The organism is Rhizobium sp. AN6A (genome assembly GCF_900215635.1).
Taxonomy (GTDB): Bacteria; Pseudomonadota; Alphaproteobacteria; order Rhizobiales; family Rhizobiaceae; genus Agrobacterium; species Agrobacterium tumefaciens.
The window spans coordinates 877,322-893,382 of sequence record NZ_OCNC01000004.1; the positions used below are offsets into that span (position 1 = coordinate 877,322).

The 16,061-nt window shown below is 58.8% G+C and carries 15 protein-coding genes; 8 read left to right on the forward strand and 7 right to left on the reverse strand.

The window, feature by feature from the left end:
• Window positions 1-39: 39 nt before the first annotated feature.
• The 3 genes from CRO62_RS16870 (at window position 40) to CRO62_RS16880 (ending at window position 4,264) form a co-directional block, all read left to right on the forward strand.
• A complete protein-coding gene (locus CRO62_RS16870) occupies window positions 40-750 on the forward strand; it encodes an ABC transporter ATP-binding protein (RefSeq protein WP_003516652.1) in 711 nt (236 codons plus the stop codon).
• The gene (locus tag CRO62_RS16875; RefSeq protein WP_097100951.1) at window positions 747-3,308 is read left to right on the forward strand and encodes an ABC transporter permease; all 2,562 of its coding nucleotides are present in this window, start codon (window positions 747-749) and stop codon (window positions 3,306-3,308) included. The genes CRO62_RS16870 and CRO62_RS16875 overlap by 4 nt, the downstream gene beginning before the upstream one ends.
• A gap of 218 nt (window positions 3,309-3,526) precedes the next feature.
• On the forward strand, window positions 3,527-4,264 hold the full coding sequence (locus tag CRO62_RS16880) for a Bax inhibitor-1 family protein (protein ID WP_013636912.1): 738 nt from the start codon (window positions 3,527-3,529) through the stop codon (window positions 4,262-4,264).
• A gap of 137 nt (window positions 4,265-4,401) precedes the next feature.
• On the opposite strand, the gene CRO62_RS16885 is transcribed toward CRO62_RS16880, so the two are convergent.
• The 3 genes from CRO62_RS16885 to acnA all read right to left on the reverse strand — a co-directional run bounded on the left by CRO62_RS16885 (window position 4,402) and on the right by acnA (window position 8,821).
• Window positions 4,402-4,794: a DUF2794 domain-containing protein gene (locus tag CRO62_RS16885; RefSeq protein WP_003516645.1), complete on the reverse strand. Its 393-nt coding sequence runs from the start codon at window positions 4,792-4,794 to the stop codon at window positions 4,402-4,404.
• A 397-nt stretch (window positions 4,795-5,191) separates the two neighbouring features.
• A complete protein-coding gene (locus tag CRO62_RS16890) occupies window positions 5,192-5,932 on the reverse strand; it encodes a DUF1223 domain-containing protein (RefSeq protein WP_003516643.1) in 741 nt (246 codons plus the stop codon).
• Window positions 5,933-6,127: 195 nt separating this feature from the next.
• The gene (acnA, locus tag CRO62_RS16895; RefSeq protein WP_097100952.1) at window positions 6,128-8,821 is read right to left on the reverse strand and encodes an aconitate hydratase AcnA; all 2,694 of its coding nucleotides are present in this window, start codon (window positions 8,819-8,821) and stop codon (window positions 6,128-6,130) included.
• Between the two features lie 271 nt (window positions 8,822-9,092).
• Between acnA and ccmA the strand changes: the two genes are divergently transcribed.
• The 5 genes from ccmA (at window position 9,093) to CRO62_RS16920 (ending at window position 12,053) form a co-directional block, all read left to right on the forward strand.
• Window positions 9,093-9,734 carry a heme ABC exporter ATP-binding protein CcmA gene (ccmA, locus tag CRO62_RS16900; RefSeq protein WP_065705171.1) on the forward strand — a complete coding sequence of 214 codons (642 nt, stop codon included), beginning with the start codon at window positions 9,093-9,095 and terminating at the stop codon, window positions 9,732-9,734.
• A 43-nt stretch (window positions 9,735-9,777) separates the two neighbouring features.
• The gene (gene ccmB / locus CRO62_RS16905; protein ID WP_097100953.1) at window positions 9,778-10,437 is read left to right on the forward strand and encodes a heme exporter protein CcmB; all 660 of its coding nucleotides are present in this window, start codon (window positions 9,778-9,780) and stop codon (window positions 10,435-10,437) included.
• Between the two features lie 74 nt (window positions 10,438-10,511).
• The gene (locus CRO62_RS16910) at window positions 10,512-11,273 is read left to right on the forward strand and encodes a heme ABC transporter permease (RefSeq protein WP_097100954.1); all 762 of its coding nucleotides are present in this window, start codon (window positions 10,512-10,514) and stop codon (window positions 11,271-11,273) included.
• A gap of 4 nt (window positions 11,274-11,277) precedes the next feature.
• Entirely contained in the window at window positions 11,278-11,451 is a 174-nt protein-coding gene (ccmD, locus tag CRO62_RS16915) for a heme exporter protein CcmD (protein ID WP_097100955.1), read from the forward strand.
• The gene (locus CRO62_RS16920; RefSeq protein WP_013636917.1) at window positions 11,448-12,053 is read left to right on the forward strand and encodes a DsbE family thiol:disulfide interchange protein; all 606 of its coding nucleotides are present in this window, start codon (window positions 11,448-11,450) and stop codon (window positions 12,051-12,053) included. The genes ccmD and CRO62_RS16920 overlap by 4 nt, the downstream gene beginning before the upstream one ends.
• Before the next feature lie 18 nt (window positions 12,054-12,071).
• Here CRO62_RS16920 and CRO62_RS16925 read toward each other — a convergent pair whose 3' ends face one another.
• The 4 genes from CRO62_RS16925 to ftsY all read right to left on the reverse strand — a co-directional run bounded on the left by CRO62_RS16925 (window position 12,072) and on the right by ftsY (window position 16,057).
• Window positions 12,072-13,259, reverse strand: coding sequence for a GGDEF domain-containing protein (locus tag CRO62_RS16925; protein WP_179784553.1), 1,188 nt, complete (start codon window positions 13,257-13,259; stop codon window positions 12,072-12,074).
• 121 nt (window positions 13,260-13,380) lie between these two features.
• Window positions 13,381-13,977 (reverse strand): DUF2585 domain-containing protein, encoded by a 597-nt coding sequence (locus CRO62_RS16930; RefSeq protein WP_097100956.1) that lies wholly within the window; start codon window positions 13,975-13,977, stop codon window positions 13,381-13,383.
• The gene (locus tag CRO62_RS16935) at window positions 13,974-14,624 is read right to left on the reverse strand and encodes a septation protein A (RefSeq protein ID WP_003516625.1); all 651 of its coding nucleotides are present in this window, start codon (window positions 14,622-14,624) and stop codon (window positions 13,974-13,976) included. Before CRO62_RS16935 ends, CRO62_RS16930 begins: the two co-directional genes overlap by 4 nt.
• Window positions 14,625-14,626: 2 nt before the next feature.
• Complete coding sequence (ftsY, locus tag CRO62_RS16940) at window positions 14,627-16,057, reverse strand: signal recognition particle-docking protein FtsY (RefSeq protein ID WP_097100957.1); 1,431 nt, start codon at window positions 16,055-16,057, stop codon at window positions 14,627-14,629.
• Window positions 16,058-16,061: the final 4 nt, after the last annotated feature.

A 16,061-nucleotide genomic window follows, 5' to 3' on the forward strand; every position in this document is an offset into this window, starting at 1 on the left:
ACCGCCAGACTGTTTTCATCATATATAGGAACGAGAATTGTGACGAAAAGCATCATAGAGCTTAAGAAAGCCGACCTCACGCTCGGCAACGCCGCCGCCTCCGTTCACGTTCTCAAGAGCATCGATCTTGCCATTGGCGAAAGCGAGGCGGTGGGCATCGTCGGCCCTTCAGGTTCGGGAAAATCGACCCTTTTGATGGTGCTTGCCGGTCTCGAAAGGCTGGATAGCGGCGAGATCGTGATAGCGGGCACGGAACTGCATAAGCTCGGCGAGGACGCTCTCGCGGATTTCCGCGGCAAGAATATCGGCATCGTTTTCCAGTCTTTCCACCTCATCGCCAATATGACGGCGCTGGAAAACGTAGCCGTTCCACTGGAACTGGCCAACGTGCCGAACCCCTTCGAGATCGCCAAACGGGAACTCGTTGCTGTCGGTCTCGGCGAACGCCTCAACCATTATCCCGGCCAGCTCTCCGGTGGCGAACAGCAGCGTGTTGCGATCGCCCGCGCGCTTGCACCCTCCCCCGCCGTGTTGATCGCAGACGAACCGACCGGCAATCTGGATGCGGATACGGGCCAGCAGATCGCCGATCTCCTTTTCTCAAAACAGGCCGAACGCGGCATGACGATGATCCTTGTCACCCATGATCCGTCACTGGCCGCCCGTTGCTCGCGACAGATCAAGGTGCGCTCCGGCGAGATAGAGGGTGACAGCGCCACTGCCCATATGGCCCGGGCGGTATCGGCATGATCGGCTCCATTCTCCCGTCTGTTGCCAACATCAAAAATGCATTGAGGCTCGCGCGGCGCGAAATTCGCGGCGGCCTGCGTGGCTTCTATATTTTCCTCGCCTGCATCGCGCTCGGAACCGGCGCCATTGCCGCCGTCAACTCCGTATCACGCGCCGTCACCAGCGCGATTGCGACGGAAGGCCAGTCGATACTGGCTGGCGATGTGCGCTTCGAGCTGCGCAACAGGGAGGCAACCGCAGAGGAACGGGCCTATCTCGATGGCCTCGGCAAAATCGCGGTTTCCACCGGGCTGCGCTCCATGGCGCGCCTTGCCGATGGTTCCGAACAGACACTGACGGAAGTAAAGGCCGTAGACGGCGCCTATCCGCTCTACGGCGCGTTCGTGGCAGATCCAAACCGGCCTCTGAGCGAGCTTCTGGCTGCGAACGGCGATACCTATGGCGCCGTTGCCGCGCCGCTTCTCCTGGAGCGGCTGGGCATCAAGGTCGGCGACGATATCCTTCTCGGCAATGTGAAGCTGAAACTGACCGGCACGGTTGTCGACGAGCCGGATGCCCTGTCCGACGGCTTCGGTTTTGCCCCAAGGCTGATGGTCAGCCGTGATGCGCTTTTCGCCTCAGGTCTCGTTCAGAACGGAAGTCTGGTCGAACACGCCTACAAGATCATGCTGAACGATCCTGCAGCGCGGGCAACGATGACCGATGCGGCCAACAAGACGTTTCCCGATGCCGGCTGGTCCATCCGCACGAGTGACAGGGCGGCGCCATCGCTTACCGAAAACGTCAACCGCTTCTCGCAATTCCTGACGCTGGTGGGCCTGACCGCCCTCATCGTTGGCGGCGTCGGCGTTGCGAACGCCGTTCGCGCGTTCCTAGATTCCAAGCGCACCACAATCGCCTCGCTGAAATGCCTAGGCGCGCCGGCTTCCGTGGTCACCATGACCTATCTCTTCCAGATCGTGTTCATTGCCGCCGTTGGCATCATCATCGGCCTCGCTGTGGGCGCCATCGCCCCGCTGATCGCCATGCGGTTTCTGGAGGGCTTGCTTCCGGTGCCGAAAGAGCTTGCCTTCTATCCGGCAGCACTTGGTCTTGCCGCCCTGTTCGGCATATTGACGACACTTGCCTTCGCCATCGTGCCACTCGGCCAGGCGCGCGAAGTTCCCGCGACCGCCCTTTTTCGAGAGCAGGGGTTCGAGGAGGGCAGCTGGCCGTCCTGGCCTTATCTCGCAGTGACGGGCTTGTTGTTGGCTGCGCTGGCCATACTTGCCATCTTTTCGGCAGAAGAACGTTTCATCGCCTCGGTTTTCCTTGCCGCCATCGCCTTCGCGTTTGTGGTGCTGCGACTGGTGGCGTCAGGCGTCAAGGCCATCGCCAAACGCAGCCCGCGCGTTCATTCCGCCGCCCTTCGCCTGGCGATCGGCAATATTCACCGGCCGGGTGCGCTCACCCCCTCCGTCGTTCTCTCCCTCGGCCTCGGGCTGACGCTGCTGGTGACCCTGACGCTGATCGACGGCAATCTGCGCCGCGAACTGACCGACAGCCTGCCGGAACGAGCGCCGAATTTCTTCTTCGTGGATATTCAGGGCACCGAGTTGCAGGGTTTCCGCGATCTTCTCAGGCAAGAAGCGCCTCAGGGAACGCTGACCGAGGTGCCGATGCTGCGCGGCCGCATTCTGGCTCTTAATGGCGAGGACGTGACGAAGATAGATGTGCCGCCATCCGGCCGCTGGCTGCTGCGCGGTGATCGGGGCATAACCTATTCGCAGGATGCTCCCGAAAACGCCAAGCTGACCGAAGGAACATGGTGGGGACCGGATTATAGCGGCGAGCCGCTGGTCTCTTTTGCGGCGAAAGAGGCGCAGGAACTGGGCCTCAAGATCGGCGACACCGTTACCGTCAACGTGCTCGGCCGCAGTATCACGGCAAAGATCGCCAATCTGCGCAATGTCGAATGGGAATCGCTGTCGATCAATTTCGTCATGGTGTTTTCACCCAATACCTTCCGTGGCGCACCACATGCCTGGCTTGCCACACTCGCCGACCCCTCCGCATCCGCAAGCGAGGAGGGCCAGATATTGCGCGCCGTTACCAACGCCTACCCGACGATAACAAGCGTACGCGTGAAGGACGCGCTCGATGTGGTCAACCGGCTGGTCGGCCAGCTTGCCACCGCAATTCGCGCAGCAGCGGCCGTTGCGCTCATAGCCTCCGTCCTCGTCCTTGCTGGCGCTCTTGCCGCCGGAAACCGTGCCCGCACTCATGATGCGGTCATCCTTAAAACGCTGGGGGGCACACGAAGCCTGCTTATCCGCGCCTTTTCCTATGAATATATGATGCTTGGTCTCGCCACCGCCGTTTTCGCGCTTTTCGCTGGCGGCGTCTCCGCATGGTTCGTGATTTCCCGCATCATGAAACTGCCGTCGAGTTTCCTGCCGGATGTGGCGATCGGCACAGTCGTCGTCGCCCTCGTCATGACGGTGGGCATCGGTCTTATCGGCACATGGCGAATTCTCGGGCAGAAGGCCGCTCCGGTTTTGCGGCAGGCGGGTGAATAATCTTCGGTTGTGCACCGCTTAACTTTAACGATTAATTCTTTGTAATGATCGCTGAAACGTGAGCGCTTTTCGCGCATATGGTGTCTTTTCGACTGCAAAAGGCCTTGTATCGGACACGTTCTGCCATCATATTCTTGGGCAGGCTTGCTGAAGCTCCGCAGCGGCGCCCGGGAGGTATCCCGACACCGTAGCAATTACGGAGCTCAAAAGAGGAAACAATGGCTGACTTCAATAACTACCAGAACCGCATGGCCCAGACCCGTGCACAGACTGGTGCGATGATCGATGAAGGTCTTCGCGCCTACATGCTCAAGGTTTACAACCTTATGGCACTGGCTCTGGTCATCACCGGTGTTGCGGCATTCGCTACCTTCACGCTCGCGACCACCAATCCGGCTTTCGCCCAGTTGCTCTATGCATCGCCGCTGCGCTGGGTCGTCATGCTCGCACCGCTCGGACTGGTGTTCTTCCTTAGCTTCCGTATCCAGAACATGAGCGTTTCTGCCGCCCAGATGACCTTCTGGGTCTATGCGGCGCTGATGGGCGTGTCCCTGTCTTCGATCTTCCTGGTCTATACTGGCCAGAGCGTCGTACAGACGTTCTTCGTGACCGCTGCCTCGTTCGGCGCACTCTCGCTTTACGGTTACACCACGAAGAAAGACCTTTCAGGCATGGGTTCGTTCCTGATCATGGGTCTGTTCGGCCTGATCATCGCGTCCATCGTCAACATCTTCCTCGCCTCTTCCGCGCTGCAGTTCGCGATTTCCGCGATCGGTGTTTTGATCTTCGCTGGCCTCACCGCCTATGACACGCAGAAGATCAAGGAAATGTATTTCGATGGCGACGAAGTTGCCGTGGCTGGCCGCAAGGCGATCATGGGTGCGCTGACTCTCTATCTCGACTTCATCAACCTGTTCATGTTCCTCCTGCAGTTCATGGGCAACCGTGACAAGTAAGGGCAGGAACCCAACTGGAAAACATGCAAAAGGCGGCCATTCGGCCGCCTTTTTATTTACCGAAATTCGAAACTTGATCGCCTCTCCACCCGCGTGTCCGCATGAAGCTGCGGCAGGGTAGTTTGTCCCGTCTCATCTCACTCGATGAGCTTCAGGACCTTGTCGAAAACCTTGAGAACCTGCGGCAGCTCGTGGCCACGTTTGAGAATGCGGCCATCCGTATTCACCACGCAATAGGCACCCTGTTTCGCCGCCAGCTTGGGGTTCTTTTCGATCCTGTAGAGCGGCATTTCACCAGAGCGTTTAAACACTGAAAATACCGCCTTTTCCCTCAAGTGGTCGATGGCATAGTCGCGCCACTCGCCCTCTCCCACCATGCGGCCATAGATGCGCAGGATCGCATCCAGCTCGCGCCGGTGGAATGTAATTGGCAGAGGGTCTTTGTCTTTTTTGTACTCTCGGAGATCGACAACGGTGGAACTGTCGCGTGAAGCGGTCTGCACCTGCTGCACATCCGGTTGATCGGTCATCCAATACCTCCGATTCCACCCAAGTCGTCCGATTAATGTGAGCCGGAGAAGACAAAATTGCAAGTCTCGAACAGCCATTGAACATGAGATCGCAACTTTGGAGCAGGGTTTTACGGTCTCTGGACGGCAGCGAAACCCGGCGTCTGGGACGCAGAAAGACGCCCGCCGATGCCCATAAGGACGCTGCCTTATAAAAAAACAGGGGTAAAAAAGGTAACCATTTAGGCAGCCATTTTAGCATGGCCTGCCGTATTTCGGTCAAACCATGGCCCGAATTGAATGGAATAGTCCTATTGTCAATTGATGCCTAGGCACCAAGATGACCCGATCCGGTGCATTGACCCTTTACCCCCAGCCCCCAATGCCCGGATCGGATCTTCCATCGCCAGACAGGCGATCAGGGTGTTTCATTCCCCAGTAAAATACTTGCACCGACGATTGCCGCCGGATCGCCGCTGGCATTTGCCGTTTGCAACAGCACGGCGCAGCCACCCTTTTTCACCTTTGCCACCACGCTTGCTGGAAGCTTCACCGTCATCGGTGAACCATCCCACATGCCGACTGTCTGCACGTCATAGACGCTGTGCCAGTAGGACATTTTCTTCCCCTGGTTTTCGCCCTTCTGCACGTCTACCGTCTGCTCGCGCGTGAAATAAGCGACCACGACATCGGCCTTGCCGCTGCCGGCGCCAATATCGATCTCCACCTCGTCACCGGCAAATTTGGACGCGACCGGCACGTTCAGCCCCTGGCCCTCGCGCTTGAAAGCATCCAGCCTGTCGTAAATCCCGCGGACATCCGCACCCTTGACGTGGTCGCGACCGTTCAGGATGGCCTGCGGCGTATAGACACCGTTGCGGCCGAGAGCGCGCATGTAACCATATTGCCGCTCGGTATTTTCCTTCGATGCCAGGGAATCTGTCCAGCCAAGATAATTCCAGTAGTCGACATGGTAGGAGAGGCCGACGACATCACCCTTCTGGATCATCTTGCGCAACGCTTCGTCCGCCGGCGGGCAGGACGCGCATCCCTGCGATGTAAACAACTCGACAACGCCCTTCACAGCCTCCTGCGCATGCGCGGATGTGACGAGGAACGTGCCGAGAAGACATATCGACAGGGGCAATTTCAGCGGCATTACAAGAACCTTTGTCCGGAGCAGATATCCAGACGAATTGATGCGATCAACCCAACCGGATGCAAACCGGAAAATAACGTCTATTCCACTTCAATAGAAAGTCACGAAGGGGTGAGTGGCAATCACAAAAAAAGAGGTGATGAAACGCAAAGACGCCGGGAAAAATCCCGGCGTCCTTCGTTGGTCTAAGCTTTGTCAGGCAACCAGATCGCGAAGAACGGTCTGCAGAATGCCGCCATTGTTCATGTAGATCACTTCATCCAGCGTATCGATGCGGCATAGAAGCGGAACTTCCTTCACCGAACCGTCGCTGTAGGTGATCTTGGCGATCTTCTTTTCGCGCGGCTTGATTTCACCTTCGAGACCATCGATCTCGACGACTTCATCACCTTTGAGATCAAGGCTTGCCCAGGTCGTGCCCTCCTCGAAGACAAAGGGAACGACGCCCATGCCGACGAGGTTGGAGCGGTGGATACGCTCGAAGGACTGTGCGATGACCGCCTTGACGCCGAGCAGGTTGGTGCCCTTCGCCGCCCAGTCACGGGAAGAACCGTTGCCATATTCGACACCGGCGAAGATGACGAGCGGAACGCCCTCCGCCTTGTACTTCATGGCAGCGTCGTAGATCGACATCTCTTCCTTCGACGGATAGTGGATGGTGTAGCCACCTTCCTTGCCGTTCGGGCCGAGCATGTGGTTGCGGATGCGGATATTGGCGAAGGTGCCGCGCATCATGACTTCATGGTTGCCGCGACGCGTGCCGTACTGGTTGAAATCGGCAACGCCCACGCCGTGCTCCGTCAGATAGGCGCCGGCGGGCGAAGCAGCCTTGATCGAACCGGCCGGGGAAATATGGTCGGTTGTGATCTTGTCGCCGAAGAGACCGAGAACGCGGGCGCCCTTGATGTTCGTAAGGCCTGTACCGGTCTTGCCCATGCCCACGAAGTAAGGCGGGTTCTGAACATAGGTCGACTTGTCGTCCCAGGCATAGGTCTGGCCCGGGGGAACCTGAACGGCCTGCCAGTTCGCGTCGCCCTTGAAGACATCAGCGTACTTCGATTCGTAAAGTTCGCGGGTGACGTATTTCAGGATGAATTCCTGGATTTCCTGCGAGGTCGGCCAGATATCCTTGAGATAGACCGGATTGCCGTTCTGGTCGTCGCCGATCGGCTCCTTCGTCAGGTCCTTCTGGACCGTGCCGGCAAGCGCGTAGGCCACGACGAGCGGCGGCGAGGCGAGATAGTTCGCCTGAACATCCGGCGAGATACGGCCTTCGAAGTTGCGGTTGCCGGAAAGAACGCCGGCCGTGATCAGGCCCTTGTCGTTGATAGTCTTGGAGATCGGTGCCGGCAGAGGGCCGGAGTTGCCGATGCAGGTGGTGCAGCCGAAACCGACGAGGTTGAAGCCGATCGCATCGAGATCCTTCTGCAGACCCGACTTGTCGAGATATTCGGCAACGACCTGCGACCCCGGCGCCAGCGAGGTCTTCACCCAAGGCTGGGACTTCAGACCCTTGGCAACCGCATTGCGGGCGAGAAGGCCGGCAGCGATGAGAACGGAAGGGTTGGACGTGTTGGTGCAGGAGGTGATGGCGGCAATCGCCACATCGCCATGGCCGAGATCGAAGTCCTCGCCCTCAACCGCATAGCGGCTGTGGAGCTGACCGGGCTTCTTGTAGTCGTTCTCGAGAGCCGTCGCGAAATTCGGTGCAATGGTTTCGAGCGGCAGACGGCCTTCCGGACGCTTCGGACCGGCCATGGATGGCACGACGTCGCCAAGGTCGAGTTCAAGGGTGTCGGTGAAGACGAGGTCGGAACCGTCACCGGTCCGCCACATGTCCTGCGCCTTCGAATAGGCTTCGACAAGCGCGATACGGTCCTTGGTGCGGCCGGACATGGTCAGGTAGTTGATGGTCTCGCCATCAACCGGGAAGAAGCCGCAGGTAGCGCCATATTCCGGACCCATATTGCCGATGGTGGCACGGTCGGCCAGCGTCATCGAATCGAGGCCGGGGCCGAAGAATTCGACGAACTTGGAAACCACGCCCTTCTTGCGCAGCATCTGCACGACGGTCAGCACGAGGTCGGTCGCAGTCACGCCTTCCTTCACCTTGCCGGTCAGCTTGAAGCCGATGACCTCAGGCAGGAGCATGGAGACCGGCTGGCCGAGCATCGCTGCTTCAGCCTCGATACCGCCAACGCCCCAGCCAAGAACGCCAAGACCGTTGATCATGGTGGTGTGGCTATCGGTGCCGACGCAGGTATCCGGGTAAGCGATCGTTTCGCCGTCCTCTTCCTTGGTCCAGACGGTCTGGCCGAGATATTCGAGGTTGACCTGGTGACAGATGCCGGTACCGGGCGGAACCACGCGGAAGTTCTTGAACGCCTGCTGGCCCCACTTCAGGAAGCGGTAACGCTCGCCATTGCGCTCATATTCAAGCTCGACGTTGCGTGCAAACGCAGTCGGCGTGCCGAATTCGTCAACGATAACAGAGTGGTCGATCACGAGGTCGACGGGAACGAGCGGATTGATCTTTTCCGGGTCGCCACCGAGCGACACCATGGCGTCGCGCATGGCGGCGAGATCGACCACAGCCGGAACGCCGGTGAAGTCCTGCATGAGAACGCGGGCGGGGCGATAGGCGATTTCGTTTTCGGTCAGACCCTTATTGTTCAGCCACTCTGCAACGGCCAGAATATGCTCCTTGGTGACGGACTGGCCGTCCTCGAAACGAAGCAGGTTTTCCAGAAGAACTTTCATGGAATAGGGGAGCTTGGAAACGCCCTTCAGGCCGTTTGCCTCAGCCTTGGGAAGGCTGAAATAGACGTAGTCCTTACCATCAACGGTAAGGACGGAACGACAATGAAAACTGTCGAGTGATTTGGGCATGGATAAAAACCCCGCTTACTCTGATAGCCAACACGTGCGTGCGGACACCTATGCACTCATGCACATCAGGATGCGGGTACGACCATTTCCGCTGTCCGCACGTGAAAATTGCTCCTCGCAATCGTCAAGTCCGGCGCAAGATGATGTTCACGCCGGCCGCTGGCGTGGTTGACACCCATATAGATAATTTCTCAGAAACGTGCCAGACCATTCAGGAAATCAAATCGATTTTTTTATGCGAGACGATGAAAATCTTATACGGAAACGCAGCATGGATTTGACGGCGGAAAATCTTGGCGTGCGACGCGGCGAAGATTTCATATTCATGAACATTTCCTTCAAGTTAAGCGACGGCGAAGCACTGGTGCTGACCGGCCGCAACGGCTCGGGAAAATCCACGCTTCTGCGCACTGTGGCCGGCCTGCTGCGCCCCGAGCAGGGCTGGGTAAAGATAGCCGGCAAAGGAATAGAAGCGGACATGCGTCCATCGGAGGCTTGCCATTATCTCGGCCATCGCAACGCAATGAAAACGGAACTGACGGTTTCGGAGAATCTGCGGTTCTGGAAAGACTTTCTCGGTGACTTCACCGGCGGCGCCGGTGTCGATATCGATGAGGCGGCAGACATCGTCGGCCTTGCGGGCATCACCCACCTGCCCTTCGGTTACCTGTCTGCGGGCCAGCAGCGACGTTTTGCTATGGCAAAGCTTTTGATCGCATGGCGGCCGGTGTGGATTCTCGACGAGCCGACAGCGGCGCTCGACAAAGCCGCGGACGGCATGTTCACGGATCTGGTCAAGAGCCACCTGAGGAGAGGCGGCATCGTCATGGCTGCGACCCATCAGCCGCTTGGGCTCGACAATGCGCGGGAATTGCAGATGACGGGCTTTGCAGGTGTGGAGGCTTGGGCATGAGGGCTATGCGCGCGGGGTATACCCGCCTACCGAGGCGCCTCCAATGACCGCCCTCTTCCTCCGCGACCTGAAACTCTCCATCCGCGCCGGCGGTGGCGCGCTGATCGGCGTCTTGTTCTTCATGACCGTTGTCGCCGTCATCCCCTTCGGTGTCGGGCCTGATCTCAATCTGCTTGCACGCATCGGCCCGGCCATCGTCTGGATCGGCGCGCTGCTCTCCACCCTCCTCGGGCTCGACAGGCTGTTTCAGGCAGAGCGGGATGACGGCTCGCTAGACCTCATACTCATGCAGGAAAACCCGCTTGTGCTGACCGTGCTCGTCAAATGCCTGGCGCATTGGGTGGGAACGGGTCTGCCGCTGGTCATCGCCTCGCCGCTCATCGGCCTGTTCATGAACATGGACGAAGTGGCGATCGGCGCGGTGATGCTCACACTCCTTGTCGGATCGCCCGCCATTACATTCATCGGCGCGGTGGGTGCCGCTGTCGCAGTTGCCTTGCCGCGCGGCGGCCTTCTGGTCTCCATCCTTGTGCTGCCATTGGCCATTCCAGTTCTGATCTTCGGCGTCAGCGCGTCCTATGCGGCGGTGCAGGATCCGGCACCCTTTATGCCGCCCTTCCTCATTCTCTGCGCGATCACGTTATTTTCAGCCGTGACCGGTCCTTTCTTTGCCGCTTTGGCGTTGCGCAATGTTATGGATTGATGAAACCGCAATTGCCGATCTACGATTGACGGCGATCAATTGCGGGGCGGCCATTCTCGGGTTACACAAACGGCATGAACGAGCAGACTTTCACCATCACCAAATTCAGTGATCTCGCCAACCCCACGCGGTTTCTGGTGCTCTCGGCACGCATTCTGCCCTGGCTTGCGGTCCTGACGGCGTTGGTTCTGGCCGCCGGTCTCTATCTGTCTTTCACGACAGAGGGCGACTACCAGCAGGGTTATACCGTGCGCATCATGTATGTGCATGTCCCCTCCGCCTGGCTTTCGATGATGTGTTATACGGTCATGGCGGTCTCAGCGATCGGCACGCTCGTCTGGCGTCATCCGGTCGCGGATGTCAGCCACAAGGCGGCCGCACCCATCGGCGCTGCCTTCACGCTGATTGCGCTTGTTACCGGCTCGCTCTGGGGTAAACCCATGTGGGGAACCTGGTGGGTATGGGACGCGCGGCTGACGTCCGTCTTCGTGCTTTTTCTGATGTATCTTGGCCTGATAGCGCTCAACCGCGCCATGGACGACCCTTCAAGAGCCGCCCGTGTCAGCGCCGTGCTTATCCTCGTGGGTTTTGTGAATATTCCCATCATCAAGTTTTCAGTTGAATGGTGGAATACGCTTCACCAGCCAGCAAGCGTCATCCGCATGGGCGGCTCGGCAATCGATGCGGAATTTCTCTGGCCGCTTCTGACCATGGCGATCGGCTTTACGCTACTGTTCTTCACGTTGCACATCGCCGCAATGCGCAACGAAATCTGGCGCCGGCGCGTGGCAGCCCAGCGGCGGCTTGCCGCCCGCATGGCAAACCGGGAGGCATGAGGCCATGACACACGCCTTTTATATCGGCATGTCCTATGCGGCGACCGGCCTTGTCGTCCTCTGTCTCATCGCCTGGGTCATCTTGGATGGTCAGGCGCGCAAACGGGAACTGAAGGAATTGGAGGCATCCGGCGTGCGCCGCAGGGCAAAAGCCGGCTCCGCGAGTGAAACCCGATGACACAGGCCAGCCAGGACCAGAACACCAAAGCCAAAAGCACGGGGCGCACACGATATGCCCTGGCGCTTCTGCCGCTTCTGCTTTTCGGCGGTTTTGCCATTATCGCCGGCAAGATGCTCTACGATCAGGACGTCAACGGGCTGGATATCAGCGCCATTCCATCGGCGCTCATCGGAACCAAGGCGCCCGCACTGTCGCTGCCGCCGCTGGAAGGCTCAAACCTGCCGGCCCTCAACGATGCCGCCGTCAAGGGTAAGCTGACGCTGGTCAACGTCTTCGCCTCCTGGTGCATTCCGTGCCGTCAGGAGCATCCCATCCTTCAGGAATTGGCGAAAGACAAACGCATCACCGTCGTCGGCATCAACTATAAGGACAAACCGGACAACGCGCTTCGTTTTCTCGGCGAACTCGGCAATCCCTTTGCCGCGATAGGCGTCGACCCGAACGGCAAGGCCGCGATTGACTGGGGTGTCTACGGTATCCCTGAAAGCTATCTGGTCGGCGCCGACGGCACGATCCTCTACAAAAAGGTCGGCCCCTTCGATGCCCGCAGCGTCGAGCGGGATTTATTGCCGGCGATCACCGCTGCGGCCGGAAAGTAGCCCGCGCGCGGAACGGTATTATACCTTGGAAATCACCCTTAGCGACGGCCCTTCGGCTGTCGCCTGCAAACCCATCCCTTCAAGCACGACCTGATTGCGGCCACCACGCTTTGCCGCATACAGGCTGTCGTCAGCGCGTTTGATCGCATCGTGAATTGAATGATCTCCCCTCGCGACAGCTGAAACGCCGAAGCTCGCCGTGACCTTGGTGGCCACGCCACGGCTACGCCAATCCAGCGACAGAAGGTTCAAACGCATGGCATTGGCAAGGTGACCGGCCGCGGCGGCGGTGTGGCCGGGCAGGAAAACTACGAATTCCTCGCCACCGAAACGCGCCACCAGAGCGTCGCTACGCGCGCTTTTCCTGAGAAGGTCTGAAAGGCCGATGAGAACGATATCGCCGGCGGCGTGGCCATAGTCATCGTTGATACGCTTAAAATGGTCTATGTCGCAGGCAATTACTGCGCCTATTGGTGTCCCGCTGCGAAAATCGGGAACGCGCCGGTCGAACCCACGGCGGTTCAGCACATCCGTCAGCGGATCGTGCTCAGCCGCTTGCAGGTGCCGGTCGACAGTCACGGAAATCTGGCTCGCGAGTATGGATAGCGCAAGCAGAAAGCCGAATATGCTCGCGGCAACTTGCATGTAAAATGCATAATCGGATTCGAAGAATTCGCTGAGTTCGATCATCGAACCGTTCGGCGTCATCACCAGCAACATGCCGATGCGCGCCAGCGTTTCAAGCACCACCAGCGACGCAATCGCCACCATCAGCCTGTCTGCAAGCGCCAGGGGCCGCTTCCGCACGATCCAGACCGGGATGGCGAGCAGCAGGGCGCAGACAAGATCACCGATGACCAGCTCACGTTTCAGATCCGGCGTGACGAAGACATGGAACGAGACCAGCAAAACCGCCGCAGCCACGATCGACAGTCGCGCCGTCGTATAAAGCGGCTGTCCGAAATGGATGAGCAGCGCATGGCCGTAGAGAAAAAAGGCAGAGAAAAACAACAGGTTCGAGACGATCGCCTGCACTTCGAAGGGCAAGCCGCCAAGCACCAGAGGTGCGGCAAAACCAAACGCCGCCGAAAGATATCCGAAACCCCAATATCGCGCCGAAGCGTGGCCGGTCCTCTGCAGGAACAGGAATACCACACCGAATGTCAGCATGATGAAGGGGAGAAGATAGGCGAAATTATCTTGCACAGTGTTCTGCCGGACGGAAAGACGAGCCTTTGAGTCCGGACACTACCGCAATGCCCTTAAGAAAACTTGCATATAATGCAGGGTTTTCGTGCCTTTCCGACGCACGTACGGGCAGATATGTTCACATTGGCGGGAGCGCGTTCTGCCATTGCTTGATCGCTTCGACGGGCCAGACCAGCATCACCACGTTCAGCGTCAGATTATCGCGGATCAGCCAGCCGGTGAAGATTTCAAAGAAGATGGCGATCACAACCGTCAGCCACACCGGCACGCGGGCGGCGAAGAGGAAACCCAGCGCCATGAAAACGGTGTCCATCGCGGAGTTCAGGATGCTGTCGCCGGTATAACCCAGCGCCATGGTCGCCGTGCGGTAACGATCGATGATGAGCGGCGAGTTTTCGAGAATTTCCCACGCTGCCTCTATCAAAACCGCAAAAGAAAGCCGCATGGAAAGGGGTTTCTTGCGAAACAGCAGCCAGGCGAGCCCGTAAAACAGGAAGCCGTGGATAATGTGTGAGGGCGTGTACCAGTCGGCAAGATGCTGGGAATTGCCCGGCGTGTTCACACCGGGTTCGAACAGCTTCACATAGCCGCATTCGCAAATGGGAATGCGACCCATGGCATAGAGGATGACGATCTGCAGGAGAAGAAGTCCGGCGGCGACACCGAACCATCTGAACGAGCGCGAACGGGAAGCCGGCATCTCTGCAACTGTCATTTTTCGTCCTTGTTCAGCGGTTCGAGCGAATGACGCATGACGAGCGGCATTTGCGCCATGGTGAAGATGATCGTGATCGGCATCGTGCCCCACACCTTGAACGCAACCCATGCGTCGGTAGAGAACATGCGCCAGACCACCTCGTTCAGCACGGCGAGAAAGAGGAAGAAGACGCCCCACCGCAGCGTCAGCTTGCGCCAGCCCTCATCGTTCAGCCTGAAGGCCGAATTGAAGACATAGCCAAGCAGCGACTGACCGAAAAACAGGCCGCCCAGCAGAATGACGCCGAACAGCGCATTGACGATGGTTGGCTTCATCTTGATGAAGGTATCGTTCTGCAGCCACAGCGTCAGCGCACCGAACACGAGAACCACGATGCCTGATATCAGCGGCATGATCGGCAGCTTGCGCGTCAGCATCCATGAGACGGAAAGCGCAATTGCGGTTGCAATCATGAACAGGCCGGTGGCGATGAAGATCGGCCCGCCGAACTCCGTCAGTACCGGAAAAGTGGAGGCCAGCCATTCGCCGCGGGAATTGGCGAAAAAGAACACCATAAGCGGACCAAGCTCGAGCACGAATTTCAGGAGCGGGCTGATTTCCGCCACCATCTTTTCGCTTTCCTTGGAATTGCTTTCAATATCCATACTCAAACTCCCGCAATGGCCTTGGCGAAATCTTCCGCCTCGAAGGGCTCCAGATCGTCCACGCCTTCACCCACACCAATGAAATACACCGGCAGCTTGTGTTTGGCGGCAATGGCCACGAGGATACCGCCACGCGCCGTGCCATCCAATTTTGTCATAATCAGGCCCGAAACACCCGCAACATTGCGGAATATCTCCACCTGGTTCAAGGCGTTCTGCCCGGTCGTCGCGTCCAGTGTCTGAAGCACGGTATGCGGCGCATCGGGATCGAGCTTGCCGAGCACGCGCACGATCTTTTCCAGCTCCGCCATCAGCTCCGTCTTGTTCTGCAAACGGCCGGCAGTATCAATGATGAGCACATCGCTTTTTTGCGCACGCGCCTGCTCATAGGCGTCGTAAGCCAGACCCGAGGCATCCGCGCCGAGCTTGGTGCCGATGAATTGCGAGCCGGTGCGATCAGCCCAGATCTTGAGCTGCTCGATTGCCGCCGCACGGAACGTATCGCCGGCCGCGAGCATGACCTTGAGGCCAGAGCCTGAAAGCTTGGAGGCGAGCTTGCCGATGGTCGTGGTTTTGCCAGTGCCGTTCACGCCGACGACGAGAATGACATGCGGCTTGTGTGAAAGATCGAGTTCCAGCGGCTTGGCGACAGGTTTCAGGACCTTGGTGATCTCACCCGCCATGATGCGCGCCACGTCCTCGCCGCTGACATCCTTGCCGTAACGTTCCGAAGACAGGGCGCCGGTGATGCGCATGGCGGTCTCGACACCCAGATCCGACTGGATGAGAAGGTCTTCCAGTTCGTCGAGCGTATCCTCATCCAGCTTGCGCTTGGTGAACAGCGCCGAAATCTGGGTGGTAAGTTGCGAGGAGGTGCGCGCAAGCCCGGCCCGCAGGCGCTGGAACCAGCTGAGCTTCGGCTGCGGCGCTTCGGCGACAGGCTCTTCGCGCTCGCTTGCCGCCGCAAAACCTTTCGGCAAGATCGGCGAAACGGCAGAGGGCTCGACGGCACCGGCGGCCTCCGCCTCATCGAGCAGCGCATCCATCGCATCCGCATCGAGCACGGCATCGGCAGCTTCGGGCAAAACCTCGGCCTGTTCTTCGGCGGCGGCTTCGGCCTGCAACAGCGACAGCGGAACAACGCCGATGTCTCCGGCCTGCTCGGCACCGGGCAGAAGCGGCGCGTCCTCTTCCTCTTGATCGTCGGAAAGGGCCGCATCGACATCCGGAGCAGGCCCACCGGCCGTCTCGATCTCCAGTTCGGAAACCGGGTCTTTCTCGACAATGGGATGTGCTTCGGCTTCGCTCAGCGCCTCATCGAAAGAGGCATTTTCTCTGGCGCGTTCAAGCGCGGAATCCTCTTGCGGCTTGCCGTCCGTCCCGGCCTTGTCCTTGCCGAAAGAAAAGACTTTTTTGATGAAGCCGAGGGCCATGGTC

What these genes read in the sequence shown, in the direction of transcription:
- CRO62_RS16930 (WP_097100956.1), bottom strand. Translation starts at nt 13,977, where the DNA reads ATGACAGTTGCAGAGATGCCGGCTTCCCGTTCGCGCTCGTTCAGATGG.
- ftsY (WP_097100957.1), bottom strand. Translation starts at nt 16,057, where the DNA reads ATGGCCCTCGGCTTCATCAAAAAAGTCTTTTCTTTCGGCAAGGACAAG.
- acnA (WP_097100952.1), bottom strand. Translation starts at nt 8,821, where the DNA reads ATGCCCAAATCACTCGACAGTTTTCATTGTCGTTCCGTCCTTACCGTT.
- ccmA (WP_065705171.1), top strand. Translation starts at nt 9,093, where the DNA reads ATGGATTTGACGGCGGAAAATCTTGGCGTGCGACGCGGCGAAGATTTC.
- ccmB (WP_097100953.1), top strand. Translation starts at nt 9,778, where the DNA reads ATGACCGCCCTCTTCCTCCGCGACCTGAAACTCTCCATCCGCGCCGGC.
- CRO62_RS16890 (WP_003516643.1), bottom strand. Translation starts at nt 5,932, where the DNA reads ATGCCGCTGAAATTGCCCCTGTCGATATGTCTTCTCGGCACGTTCCTC.
- CRO62_RS16875 (WP_097100951.1), top strand. Translation starts at nt 747, where the DNA reads ATGATCGGCTCCATTCTCCCGTCTGTTGCCAACATCAAAAATGCATTG.
- CRO62_RS16920 (WP_013636917.1), top strand. Translation starts at nt 11,448, where the DNA reads ATGACACAGGCCAGCCAGGACCAGAACACCAAAGCCAAAAGCACGGGG.
- CRO62_RS16910 (WP_097100954.1), top strand. Translation starts at nt 10,512, where the DNA reads ATGAACGAGCAGACTTTCACCATCACCAAATTCAGTGATCTCGCCAAC.
- CRO62_RS16880 (WP_013636912.1), top strand. Translation starts at nt 3,527, where the DNA reads ATGGCTGACTTCAATAACTACCAGAACCGCATGGCCCAGACCCGTGCA.
- CRO62_RS16935 (WP_003516625.1), bottom strand. Translation starts at nt 14,624, where the DNA reads ATGGATATTGAAAGCAATTCCAAGGAAAGCGAAAAGATGGTGGCGGAA.
- CRO62_RS16885 (WP_003516645.1), bottom strand. Translation starts at nt 4,794, where the DNA reads ATGACCGATCAACCGGATGTGCAGCAGGTGCAGACCGCTTCACGCGAC.
- ccmD (WP_097100955.1), top strand. Translation starts at nt 11,278, where the DNA reads ATGACACACGCCTTTTATATCGGCATGTCCTATGCGGCGACCGGCCTT.